Raw genomic sequence first — 13587 nt, 5'->3', positions numbered from 1 at the left:
TGCAATTCAGACGCCTTACCAAAGTCATTTATCACTATTTCTCGAGATATTCGATCCAGTTAGATGAACCCTGTCTTCGATTTGACGAGACCGAATATCTTCAGTAAGCTTTCTATTCGCAGCGAGCAGATCGGCAATAAACGCAATTAATATTGCTTGAAATCCCATACCCATCAACAATGCAGCTAGTATTAGCGATTGCACATGACCACTGCCTTGCCCTTCAAGATACAACCACAAAAACCGCAGCCCCAGCAAAAATCCAAAACCAAACAGTGTGATGCCAATCGTCCCAAAGAACCTAAATGGTCTATATATTATAAAAATACGCACGATCGTAACAATACTCCGCTTGATGTACGAAGGAATGCTTTTGACCAAACGGGAGGGGCGCAAATCATCATTAACGCGAACAGGTACTGAAACGATAGCCATGTTTTTCTGGCCGGCCTGGATAATGGTCTCCAGTGTGTATGTGTAATCGTTAAACACCATTAAACGCTGAGCAGCGCTGCGACTCATAGCGCGAAATCCACTGGGTGCATCCGGTATGTCGGTATTGCTGGCGAACCGCACAACCCAACTACCCAGCTTCTGCAGCGCCTTCTTGAGCGGCGAAAAGTGTGCGATTGTCTCGATTGGCCTGGCACCGACAACGATTTCTGCGCGCTGTTCAAGAATCGGTTGCACCAAGGCTGGGATATCGTCAGCACAGTACTGGTTATCAGCGTCAGTGTTGACTATCACATCAGCGCCCAGGTGCAAGCAAGCGTCGAGCCCGGTCATGAAAGCCCGTGCCAACCCCTGATTTCGAGCGTGCCGTACAACGTGATCTACGCCATAGGCCCGCGCGACGGCCACAGTCTCGTCGATGCTGCCGTCATCGATGACCAGCCACTCTACGATGTCAAAGCCGCCAACCTTCCGCGGAAGTGCAGATAGCGCTATCGACAAAGTTTCTGCCTCGTTAAAACAAGGTATTTGAATAACTAATTTTTTCACAAATTCAACGGCTAAAAATCCAATAATACCCTCCAAGTCATATCATTTTTTTATGATTTTATAACCCGATATTTCCAAATCAGATTCAGCAGGCACATGCACTCGAACTTCAAAATCCATAACGGGATTTGGAAGTGAGAACTCCTGTCTTAATAGAATACCATTCCCCAGTGCGCCGGATTGTTGATGTTTGAAATACTCCCGCTCTCCTTGGTCGGAAACGATATCCATAACAAAGCCACTTGAGCCGGCCCCAGAAATGAGCACCTCATATCTACCGGCGAGCAATTTCGCATATGGCCCATAGATCAAATAACCAGCGCTACCGTCAGCAACGATTTTTTCACCGACTTTCTTTCCGGCCAATACCTTAATATCATCACCCGATGCATCGCCTTCAAAGGCAATTCCGCCCTTAACGCTTGGCGCAAAGCCAATATCACTGAATCTAAAATCTCGACTACATTTATATACCACATAAACCCCTGATATTTCTTTGCTACGACAAGAAATATCTGATCCACTTAGATCCTTCAAAAATCGTTCTTTCGATAAAACACCCGCTCTTGTTTCGACGTCAAAAACCATCGCTTCATTGTAGGCAACCTTATCGTCGCCTACGTAACCATAACTTGTAACCTGGTAGATGGATCGAAACCATGGTACACGTCCGCCAGTCTCAAATGTGATTCGGCCTCCAGTCCAAATGTCCGTATAAACCCCCGACACCTTCTCTTCCTCCAAGAACACCGCAACGTCTTTCATGGATCTATAGACAACGCTTGAAAATCCATTAATATTCCTAGATATATACGTGTAGTTGGAAAAAATATTAAAGCCAACCCACGCAACAATGTATATCCATAGCAACTTTTTACTATCTTTCAAGCCATATGATATCAATATCGCCAGCGGCACATAGAGGAGCAGTAGCCGGCGAGGCTCCAATTGAAAGTTCCCCCACGAGGATAAAACATTTGCTAAAAGAATTGCGCCTCCAACGCTGATGACAAGAAGGCCAATATTTATCTCGCGATACCGAAAGGAACGCACAACGATATTCCAACAACCAATGACGACGGGTGCAAGGAACAACGTATACATCATCAAAGACAATGGCATAGGAAGTATCCAATTTGAATGCCACTGCTCTTTCAATCCTAAGAGGCGAGGAACGCCATCCAGAACCAATTGTTGAAATCGCCCCATGTGCCCTAAGTCAACACCTCCGATCGCTTCACCAGCCTCAATAAAGTTTATAGTTCTGAAATCAAACAGGAAATTCAGAGCGATCAGCGGCAAGATACCCAACACAAATCCTGCTATTTGGGTGAGAACACTTTTTATGATAACTTTGGGATCGTTTTGAAAAACGTCCTTTCCAAAAAAGTAGACGAAAAAGCATGCCCCCCAAATAACACCCATCGGCTGCGACCAAGTGGCTAATCCGATAATTATGGCTATAGCAAATTTCTCAAAATCGCTTACACTCTTTTTATCTGAACGCGAGCAAATCCATAAACACAGTGTGAGAGCAAATATATTTTCAATGAATCCGCCTCTATTTTTCATGCCCCATATCTGAATAACCGGTGGCCCCAGACATAACAACGCAGCGGGAAACAGAGCAAAGCACTTATGACTAAATTTGAAATAATTTAGAGAAAAGGCTGTTAGAAAATAAATAGTCGCGAAGAAAAATATTATATTAGGAAGCTTCACTCCCCACACATTGAATCCCAACGCTGCCATGGAGATAGCGGACGTTATGTTCAGCGTACCATAAAGTCTGGTGACTGCGATGTCGGCCAATGTGGATTGCGATGCAGCCAAGCTCATTGCAGCCAATGGCAGCTCTTCCGCGTTATAAGAGCTTTCCGCAGTATTTATGTACAAAACCTTTATAGCAACGGCTACTATAAATAGCAGAACCGCTGATATATAAAAACCACTCTTGCTCTTATAACTCATTAAATTCTTTACCCGCTACTCTATATTTAGTAAATTTAATTGTAAGATTACGAAGACAGAAAACTCTGCTGGCTCCTGCAGAGTGCCCAAACTAACGCGGGTGCCACAAAACCGAAGCAAGAATTGCACGCATTTCTTACTCATCACGCTTAGCAGCATTTTGGTAGCCGGCACTCGATTCAGTAGGCAGTCTTTGCTCAAATAAGCGTTGACAGAATTCAACGCGGTGTATTTTCTGAAAAGGGATTATTGTCTTGAACACTGGAAATCGTCAGGACTGTTACTTTCACATACCAAAGTAGTACCTTGCGTCGATCAACGACGTGCAAAGTCCGGGTACCCTCATCCAGGCCATGATGTTCGAATCCACAAATGGCGTCGTTGGTTCGGCCTGGTTGCTGTTCACCAACATGGTGCCCTTTCCAGTTGGCCGTTCAAATCTACAGCCGTCGCACACGTGCGCTGGGTACTCGCTCGCAGCCCTGGAGCCTAATTAGCTTTAAGCTTGATAGCAACGCCTGTATGCAAAACAAGCATTCCTAACGTCGCACGCATTGCAGCAATCCGTCTCCGGAGCGCTTGAGCTGTAGAGCTTCCGCTGTCCCTCCCGCCCTATGCGGCGCACGTTTCGTAACGTGCGCTGGTTCCATGAGAGGCCATAAGTTGTGACCGAATACGCCGAGTCAGAAAAGGCCGCAAAAAAACCGGCGTGACCAAGCGAAAAGTCCGGGCGCTACTCAAGCTATAGAAAGCACTTGCGAGGCTCGTATCTGCAACGCTGAGCGGAAGGGTTGATGACGGCGAAGGCGGGAATCGGAAGTTCGCTCTCACCCTCGCGGCTCAACTACTGAAGCATTGCAGCCTGGACAGCACTGGAGTTACAAGAAATCTCGCGAAACATCCGCCACCGAATGGAGCCGTCGCGCTCCAGATGGCTCGTCTAGATGTGGCAGCAGCCGGCTTCGAGTGCGTCTGGCAGTCGGGCATCGTCGCCCCCCGGCATCGGGCCGGGCGAGTTCAAAACAAAGCGGTCTGAGGGGTCAACGAAGTATCAATGGTGGTGAAAACGTCACCTTTGTCGATCTTCGGTAATTTCGTAGCCCGTGATTTTGAAATCACTAGATTCTGTGGCAAAAAATCGCACTTCCAACTTCGAAATATCTTTCTTGAGAGAAAAATTTTGATCCACCAAAACATGGGGCTCATCTAAAGCTGAAACCTTGAAATCGGATTCAAACACTTTGGTTTCATCTGACAGCCCAACGATATCAACCCATGCACCGCCAACATGTTTAACGGTCCCGAATACCTTTAAGTTATAGCGTCCTGCCTTCAGTTTTTTGTAAGGACCAAACAGCGCGAATCCAGGTCGCCCATCTGTCGCTATTGACTTGCCGTCGAACACACCAATCTGCCGTGGCAATGTTCCAAGGGCTTCACCTAGGAAACTAAAATTTGGCGTCGAACTAAAACCTGCCATCTTCAAAATAATTTCTGGATTAGTCCCAGCTTCTACAAGCGGACTTGGATCAGTAATTCTATAGACGGAACGCACTCCAGGATCCTCCAACAAGAACTCAATATTTGGCAATTCTCTTAATCTTGCTTCCAGCTTTTCTGCGCCGTCAACATATCCACGGCGATCAATATATATTGCGGAGAAACCCAATTTTTTAACAACGGCAACCTGATCCTCAATCGGCAGGACTGAAATTTGCGAGAAAAACTCTTCGCCAGGCCGGCCTTTCATTCCACCGAAACTGAACTTCAGATCACGTGATAAAAAGAACGGAACAAGTAAATCATAGTCATCTAATCGGTTAATGCCGCCAGACTCCGGAAAAGATAAGTAGGGTAATTGGTAAACTGCAGCGCCAGGTGGAAGCTGCTTCTCCATTTCTTTCACAAAGCTCTGTTCCTTATGAAAAACCAGTCTATCTTGTTTAGCGCAATCGACGCAGGGGGATACCGTTTGATCGTAAAGCGCGATTGCGCAAAGACTTATAGAAATGCAAAACGCTACAAGATTCTTGATTTTTCCGTCGCTAAAATACTTATCAACAAATCGCGTCAATGTAAAATAAAATACAAATATTGCCAGGAATAGTATGAAAATACTTATTCGATTCCACCCTCTGATTTGACTACTCACCAACAATGAAAAAATTGCAGCCCCACCACCAACTGTGGCGAAGGCTGTCAAGAATATTATAAATGCACTCGGCAACAGAATTCGATTATCAATCTTTCGACCAGCCAACAAGGCGACGACAAAAATCACCGAAAGCGAGAATCCTGTTACACCAATTACCCCTAAATTAGCTGTATGATTTTCATTCACCAGCGGGAAACTGGCCATATAAGTCTTAGCAATTCCGGATAGAGATTCACTTCTGTGGTCTACCCGCGGCATTAACATCTGAGAAATCTTCAGCCCGTATACTTCGGACTCCCCCATAAGACGCGCGGCAACAGCAGAGTTAGTGCCAAACTCTTTTCTGTATTCCAAAGCAGGAGCGAGGTTCACTAACAAACCAGATATAACAAAAACCATCGCGCCGGCGCAATATAAAAATCTCCGACCAAACCCCCATTTGAAATATATGAAAATCAAGGCAAATGCCAGGCAGAGTAATTCAAAACAGGCGTAATACGCGCCAAAGAAAGTGGAAATAAAGAGCATGATGGCTCCCCATACGCACTCCTTTAACGTCAAGTCTTTTTCCGTGCTTTGAGTTTCAACGCCGATAATTCTAAATACCCAGTAAAAAAATATCGGGACAAAAAAGAAAGAAATATAGAAATAGTGAGGAAGACGTTGAAAGTGAAATGATGCGAACGCATATGTAATGCCGGCTGCACAAGCGTATAAGACATCAACTCCAAGTACTCGGATCACGACATACGTGGAAGTAAAAATTATCGAAAAACTCAGCAAAAAATACAAATTGTAAGCAGCAACAAATGAGTCATCGAAGATAAATCCAACTAACTTGAGAAGGGCAATCGACCCGGTATCACTGCTCGGAAAATCCAGGTGATTAGAACCGAAAGGATAGCCGCTTCTCCAATTTTGAAAAAACCATGGCTCTTCGATCGCTCTTTTCACTACATTTATAACTCCTTGCGAATCCTCAATAAATGAATACGGGTATTCAATATTGGGAATTATTCCTGCTTCCCAACCGCTCATTAAGATGCTAGCCAGAAAAAAAACGAAAACAGCTACTGGCAACCAAATCCACAATTCCTTTATCAACACCGATACTGGATTGATATTTTTTGTTGCACTCGCGCTCATACAAAATTCAAGACAAATAAATTTGGTTTACGCAAAAACCCAATACTTCTGGATAAAGTACGAGGCAATTACAATTGGGCCAAGAGCCAGTGCCCCTGCCACATATGGATCATTAATATATTGCTTTATAACCCAAATCAATGAAATGTTTAAAATCCAAATTACGAACCAAAAACCGATATAGCGAATAAATGCGTATGAGCCTGTTTTCTTAAAAACTATTTTCCCTTGCGTCCTGAAACTCACAAGTATCCCGCAAACAACTGCACACAGATTGGCCCAAATAAAATTCAAGCCAACATACAATGCCAGGCTATATACAAAATAGCTGAAGGCTGTATTTAGCCCTCCCACCATCAGGAATCTTAAAATTTGCCGTATATCGATTTGGCTCAGGTTAATCATTTAGATTCAATCGAATACACCAAGTGCATCTCGTTGTAAATAAACCGATCCCCAAATGAAGGTTGATTGACAGGAAAGTAATTCAGCTTTTCAATCGCATAGCTTTCAACCCGCCGCAGGTTATGACGATCAACCCAACCAGCATCAATATACGTTCTATGTGTCGCATCAGATTCATAACCCACCTTTCCTGGCACGACGATTACGATCTTATTTAGCCCAAGAAGCAATGCGCCTTTGCATAGTCTTCTTAAAATCTCATCAGCATTTTCAAAATGCTCGAGCACGTGTGAAATCACAAGCGTTTTGTAAAAACCGGGCGTTAATAAAGAGAAAGAAAAATCGTCCGCAAACGCATCGTAAAATCGGACATCTAGTCCCCGTTGGCGGTGCAACTCAACCAAAGATTTGTTGACCTCCAACCCGACCGATTGTTTGGGTAATTTTCTTAAAATTTGACCCGCGCCGCATCCGAAGTCTATTGTTGGTCCATCGATTTCGGAAAGAACTTTACGGATATAAAACCCTTTGATCAGCCTCCGAACAAAACTGTTTGAGCGATCGACTTGCCAGGCGGCATAGTCGCTACCGTACTCATCTTTTTCTTCAGTAGTGGTCATGTCAGAAATCTGTAGTATGCAAAGCGAAGCCAGGAATTTATACGCGAGCGAAGAACGCCTAGCTTCAATTCGAGAGGTGATATACCCGAATCACCGTCTCTATAAACCTTCTCCGCTAGCCTTCGATAGTCTTCAACCTGCTTGTTCCCCAACTTGACGCTCCAAGCCCCAAGGGAAACTCGAAAACACGTCAATGGTCTCGCAATATAGAACCCATCGCCATGTTTCAGCGCTCGGATCCAATAATCAAGATCAATAACATATGGGAACTCCGATGAATAGGGTCCAATTTTATTAACCAATGCAGCCCTCATTAGACCGCTTCCAGGCTCTCCTACTAAATTTCCGCCAGCGCGGATACTTTTTCGGACGATTTCCTTAGAAGGGATTCTCCCGGAAGGACTGCTTCCGAAACCACGAATCATCCGGCTATCACCATTTGGCCCAATCACTTGGCGGCTTGAAAAAACAAGAGATATAGACTGATCTTTATCTTCAGCAAATACACGAACTTGAGCTTCTAGACAGTCCGTACTAAGTAGATCATCTTGCGGCAACAGTTTAAAGTACTCACCGGAAATTTGTTTTAAACCTCGGTTCCAATTCCCCTGAGCACCCAAATTTTCATTTTTATCAAATATCTTAATTCGCGGTTCAGCAATACTTTTAACAATATCAATTGTGTCGTCATTCGAAGCATCGTCCATGACGATCACTTCCCAATTCGTATAGGTCTGACTCTGAACAGACTCGAGCGTTGCACGTATGTATTTCGCCCCATTATATGTAGGGACGAGTATCGAGACCAATGGTTCGTGTTTCAACGTCATTTTGTAATTTGCCTAATAACAAACTGAGGTTTTTTATTAAGATTCAGATAAGCCCTTCCTAAATACTCGCCTAACAGCCCGAGAAAGGCCATCTGAATGCCTCCCATGAATAGCGTTACAACAATCAGGGAAGACCATCCAGCGGGAACGTCCGGGTGAAAAATTTTTCTAAGAATAATAAATATTGCTATCAGTGCACTTATTGCCGCGAGAATCAATCCCACAAATGTTGCCAGTCTTAAAGGGAAAACTGAAAAACTGGTGGCCATTTTCAGCCATAGTGAGATAGACGTTTTCAGATTATAATTTCCCGCACCGCTATGCCGATTTCCATGGTCGATATCTATACTAGCAATCCTATCTGTAACACCTAAAATCAATCCGTCAACGTATGCGTATGGCCCACTATATTTTTTTACTTCGTCCACCACTCGGCGGTGCAAAGCTTTGAATGATGAAAGATATAGCCAATCCGGTTTGTTTAACAATAAGTTGGCAACCTTGTCATTAAATCGGCTACCCCATTTCTTCCACGCTTCGTGCTTACGATTTCTATAATGCGTGTAGCAGACATCATTTCCTTTCTCAATTTCTGCCACTAGTCGCGGTATATCCTCAGGTGGGTGCTGTAGGTCATCATCCATTAGAACAACAATTTCCCCAACGCTGACGGATAACCCTGCCATGATGGCATTATGCTGACCTGCGTTTCGGCTTAATTGAACGCCTCGGACGAATCCATACGTTCGAGAGAGTTCCTCTATCACCCTCCAGCTATCGTCAGGGCTTCGATCATCCACAAGGATCAACTCCATTTGCGGGTTGGAGCCTCCAAAAACGGAGTCGATTCGTTCTGCCAATAGATGTAATATTTTTTCACTGCGATACACAGGAACAACAATTGATAGTTTTAAATTATTATTCAGCATAGTAGTGTCTAATCATATTCTCTATATAGCCGCGATCGAAATTTATCCCGCCACGAACCAGGATCGGGCGAATCCAATCGACGTTTACTTTCATTTCATCACCCGCATCCGTAATCTCCCTCCTGGCGGGGATACCCAATACTGATTCGAATTTATCTATCAATTCCATAATCGAAATTTCACAAGTATTTGCCACATTCACAATACTTGGGATTTCTTCAATGGGAACATCACGAATAATATCCAACACGATCCTTCGAACGTCTTTTACGTCTATGAGATTCCGCGTGGAGTTTCTCCATACTGAAATGGACTCTTTATTTTTAATTTTGTTAAATATATGATTGAGTAGCGTATGAGGATTAGGAGAAACTCCTGCAACCTGCGTCAGCCTGATGATTCGAGCGTTAGGACGACTCAGAACCATTTTCTCCATACGTACTTTATGCGCTATGTACTGGCTCAGAGGAAGAGGTGCATCATTTATAGAGCAGGTACTAATATAAAAAAGCGGCAAGTCCTTCGGGATCAGTTGCAGCGCTTCATATAAGCGCTCTGCATCCCGTTCAAACTCCTTCGCATCTCTGCATTGTGAATTTGACACGCCCGCTGCATAGAGGCAAAATGAAAGCCCTTTGTCAGCGTTTTCCACGAATTCATTGGCAATCATCCCATTACCAATGACAATAAAATTTTTTACTCTAAACATCTAAATTCAGGTGGTATATAGCAGCGAATTGACTAATTGTGTCGCGACGAATTTTGCTAGCGCTCACGCCTCGGTTTGCATTGCCTTATTCACTGAACTACGCGTCGCTCATTATCGAATATGTGTGAGCAATCTCTAGATTTTTATAATCGCCGGAAATAATTCGCGCAAGTTGCAAGGAACTCTCTTTCCATGTTAACCATGGCATCAAATCTGATCTTGGGTGTTGCCCATTATTGAACAGCGCAAGCCATATTCCCAAACTCACTGCCATCTCCTCTGATTTTTCGGAGGCAAAATAGAAGGCGTGTTCTCCCGCGACCTCGCGAAACACTGGAATATCTCTTGCCATGACAGGAAGTTTATGCTGCGCAGCTTCAATCAATGGAAGACCAAAGCCCTCTCCATAAGACGCGGCAATTAAGCAACTGCTAGACGCATAGATTTGTTCGAGGTATTCATCGCTGATGCTGTCTAGCCAGAAAAGACGTTTCCCCAATTCCTTATGGGTACGAATACGGTCCACCAAATCCTCGACCATCCAGCCCTGCTTCCCAACGATGACCAGACTTATATTTGATTCGGTTTTCCACAGAATCTCAAATGCGTCAAGGACTTGCTGATGCCCTTTTCGAGGCTCCAATGTCCCCACCATAAGAAAGCTCGTACATTTTTTTATGGCCAACAAGAAGGAGTCCGCATTTTCAGGCAGGCCTTGGCTTGGAACTGAATTTTCGTGGTCAGCTCCAAGATGAAACCAACGAATGTTTATTTCTCTTTTGCGCTCTACGTTATTTCTTTTCATCCAACTTGAAAACTCGTGTGCAACATTTTCCGATATGCAAACGACGCCTCCAAAGCTGGCAACTAGTTTCATCCAATCCGCGACTACCAGGTGGACCGGGTTTGTGTGCCCCCAAAACTCCGGAAATTGAATCGGCAGTAAGTCGTACACTAGAAACTGCACATTAACCCCTGCGAGATCCAGGCCTCGCAGATAATTTTCATGCACTTTTGGAACAATATGATTTAAATCAAGTCCAAGAAAGACATCTCCTGCTTGATAATCAATAGGTTCGTCGGAAATTTCTACCTCTGAATCGCCCATGAATCGCGCAGTAAATTTCCGAGCATATCGGTACGGTTGATCGATGGTGGCGTAAACTGGTTCCACACTGAACCCTTGAGGTGGGTGTTTTACCCACTCACTCAGAATGCTGCGGACCACGCGCTGAATACCGGTTCGTGCGTCCCGCTGCGCCAATTCAGAGATATCGACCAACAGCTGGTGCCGAGGATAATGCCGTTCGATCAGAGCAGCTTTCAGCGATTCTGTACTCTGTTGCCAGGTCGACCAGCGCATATCGATTGACAGCGGCGCACTACCGCTGCGATGAAGTTCCAGCCATTCGAGTAGCGCAGAGGCCAGTTGTTCACCTGTTTCGCCGTTGAAGTAGAACGCTGACTCAGCGGCCACCTCGCGAAAGACAGGGATATCTCGCGCGATAACGGGCGTGCCGTACCTTGCGGCCTCGATCAGTGGAAGTCCATACCCTTCGTTAATGCTCGCGGCCACCAAACAGGCGCTGGCCTGATAGACGTGGCCAAGGTATTCATCGCTAATACCCTTAAGCCAGAACAGACGTTTCCCGTTCTCAGGGTGAATAGCGATGCGATCGACCAACGCGTCGATTTTCCATCCTTGTTGACCGACGAACACAAGATTCACGTCGGTACCACGGGCCCAAAGCTCTTCGACAGCATCGAGAATTTGCCCTTGCGCCTTGCGAGGCTCAAGCGTGGACACGGTGAGAAAGGTGGGTCGAGAGCTCAGGATCTCCAGGATGCCTGCCGCGTCCTGCGGTAAACCAACAGAAGGGTTTGAGCCTTCAAGGTCTGCCCCCATGTGTACCCAGTCTGTAGAAAACCGGGTTGCGGCCTTTATCTCGTTGCGGGATATCCAATCCTCATAGGCGTCGGCGGTGGCCTTCGAAATGCAGATCGCTTCATCCTGCGACGCGATCATCGTCAGCCATTGCTCGTGCAATGCCTTCGCGTTGTTGTCCTTAAAGAAATCTGCCAGTTGGATAGGTAGCAGGTCATAGACCAGAAACTTGACAATTACGCCCTCTCGCCGCATTTGGGCGTAGGTGCCCGCATGCGCAAGTTGGACATGGTGCTGCATATCCAGTCCGAAGAAAAGGTCCCCGCGCTTCCAGCGAATGGGTGCGTCCTTATCGATTGGCCTTGACTGATCCAGCATTTTCGCGATGTACGCTTGGGCATAGCGGTAGCCGTCGGTCTGTGTGGCATATACCGGCTGCACTCTAAAACCGCGAGGCGGATCTCGCAGCAAGTGGTGAAGGTAGCTACGCACGACACGCTGGACACCAGTAGCCGCATCGCGCTGGCAAAGTTCAGAGATATCAACCAACAGTTGACGTTCGATACCAGCATTTTCGTTCTGAGCTAGATGCGCAGCGAGCGCAACCAGTGCTTGATCCTCAACTACCCCGAGGTGACGAGTGATGGCGTTGAGCAGATTTTTGTGCATGTGATCACCAATGCAGGGCAAAGCGATCTTTCCCCTTGCAGTGGACGCTACCACCCCCTCCCAGGCTGCAATGGCTCGCTGTGCTGTGGCGTCCCAGGAGAACCGCTTGCTTTGCGCGAGACCATGGGTACGTAACGCGCCTAGAAATGCCTCGTCGGTCAGAGCTGCCTGGATCTTGTCGCGAATGGACGTGACCTTAAACGGGTCAAACAAAGCCGCTTCCAGGCCTATGACTTCCGGCAGGCTGGTGGTGTTGGCCCCGATGACCGGCGCGCCGCAGGCCATTGCCTCCAAAACAGGCAGTCCAAACCCTTCATGCCATGAAGGGAATACGTAAAGTTTGCACAGGTTGTACAGCTGCACCAGCTCTTCATCACTCACATAGCCACTGAACAGCAGCTCGTCGTCCAGCAGCCCGTGGCGATGCGCAATTTGCCGCAGCTCGACGACACTGCTTTGGGGCATTCTCCCTGCAAAGAGTAGTTGGTGGGTCTGGCGCAATGACACGGGCAAATTCGCCCAGGCCTCGATCAGGCGAGACAGGTTTTTGCGTTCGTCGGCCCCGCCTGTGTAGAGCACTACTGCGCGTGTGGCTCCTATCCTGTTAAGCAAGCTCTCCGATCGCTCCGGCGTGACGTCAACCGGGTGAAATTCATCACCAATGGCCGTGCCGACATTGGTAATTGGGCCAGAGCTCCCCTCCAGCGCATCTACGCCCTCTTGCCGGGCGTGTTCCGAAATCGCCAGCATCAACGTGGCCCGGCGCAGGAACGCTATTTTTCGTTCATAGCTGCTGGCGTAGCGCGGGTTGGGCGTGAGGTATTGCCCCGGATTCAACAATGGGATGAGATCGTACAGAGTGACACTGACCGGCGTATCTGCGTCGAATTCGCCGATGCTGGTCACGGCGTCGTCGGCATAGCCTTCGAACAGGCTGGTGATGTGGATCACGTCCGGCTGCAGGCTGGCCAGAAAGGCCTCGCGAATCAGCTTCGCCGTCTCACGGCGGTCGTCGTTACCAGAGTGCTCGGCGCTGACTGGACCGGGGGCGGACCATAGACGGATATTTTCTTGCGGCAACAGGCCATCAAATGCCGCTCGAATGGGTTCGATGGCGTCGGGGAACAAACCACTCAAGGCCAGGACGACTTCATGCTCGCCGCGATTGCGAACCACCGCCTGTGCGAAGGCCAAGGTGTAGCGGCCTATACCGCGAAAACGGCTTTCCGTCTGTGCGCCCTGCATGTCGATGACGATACGCATCAA

The 13587-nt window shown here is 46.8% G+C and carries 10 protein-coding genes; all 10 read right to left on the bottom strand.

Features of this window, described 5'->3' with window-relative positions:
- Positions 1-24 precede the first annotated feature (24 nt).
- Positions 25-1038 (bottom strand): glycosyltransferase family 2 protein, encoded by a 1014-nt coding sequence (locus tag G518_RS37675; protein WP_245598204.1) that lies wholly within the window; start codon positions 1036-1038, stop codon positions 25-27.
- Positions 1039-1044: 6 nt separating this feature from the next.
- On the bottom strand, positions 1045-2973 hold the full coding sequence (locus G518_RS0130040) for a hypothetical protein (protein ID WP_028605626.1): 1929 nt from the start codon (positions 2971-2973) through the stop codon (positions 1045-1047).
- A 286-nt stretch (positions 2974-3259) separates the two neighbouring features.
- Complete coding sequence (locus G518_RS41385) at positions 3260-3385, bottom strand: hypothetical protein (protein ID WP_281170574.1); 126 nt, start codon at positions 3383-3385, stop codon at positions 3260-3262.
- Positions 3386-4042: 657 nt separating this feature from the next.
- Positions 4043-6274 carry a hypothetical protein gene (locus tag G518_RS37670; RefSeq protein WP_051237562.1) on the bottom strand — a complete coding sequence of 744 codons (2232 nt, stop codon included), beginning with the start codon at positions 6272-6274 and terminating at the stop codon, positions 4043-4045.
- Positions 6275-6301: 27 nt separating this feature from the next.
- Positions 6302-6679 carry a GtrA family protein gene (locus G518_RS0130025; RefSeq protein ID WP_028605625.1) on the bottom strand — a complete coding sequence of 126 codons (378 nt, stop codon included), beginning with the start codon at positions 6677-6679 and terminating at the stop codon, positions 6302-6304.
- Positions 6676-7299, bottom strand: coding sequence for a class I SAM-dependent methyltransferase (locus G518_RS0130020; protein WP_028605624.1), 624 nt, complete (start codon positions 7297-7299; stop codon positions 6676-6678). The genes G518_RS0130025 and G518_RS0130020 overlap by 4 nt, the downstream gene beginning before the upstream one ends.
- On the bottom strand, positions 7296-8129 hold the full coding sequence (locus G518_RS0130015) for a glycosyltransferase family 2 protein (protein WP_028605623.1): 834 nt from the start codon (positions 8127-8129) through the stop codon (positions 7296-7298). Before G518_RS0130015 ends, G518_RS0130020 begins: the two co-directional genes overlap by 4 nt.
- On the bottom strand, positions 8126-9058 hold the full coding sequence (locus tag G518_RS0130010) for a glycosyltransferase family 2 protein (protein ID WP_051237561.1): 933 nt from the start codon (positions 9056-9058) through the stop codon (positions 8126-8128). Before G518_RS0130010 ends, G518_RS0130015 begins: the two co-directional genes overlap by 4 nt.
- Positions 9048-9767 (bottom strand): NAD-dependent epimerase/dehydratase family protein, encoded by a 720-nt coding sequence (locus G518_RS0130005; protein ID WP_028605621.1) that lies wholly within the window; start codon positions 9765-9767, stop codon positions 9048-9050. The genes G518_RS0130010 and G518_RS0130005 overlap by 11 nt, the downstream gene beginning before the upstream one ends.
- 97 nt (positions 9768-9864) lie before the next feature.
- A complete protein-coding gene (locus G518_RS37665) occupies positions 9865-13584 on the bottom strand; it encodes a glycosyltransferase family 4 protein (protein WP_051237560.1) in 3720 nt (1239 codons plus the stop codon).
- Positions 13585-13587: the final 3 nt, after the last annotated feature.

It is taken from the genome of Ottowia thiooxydans DSM 14619, assembly GCF_000422885.1.
Classification (GTDB): domain Bacteria; phylum Pseudomonadota; class Gammaproteobacteria; order Burkholderiales; family Burkholderiaceae_C; genus Ottowia; species Ottowia thiooxydans.
This window is presented reverse-complemented; position numbering and strand designations above follow the sequence as displayed.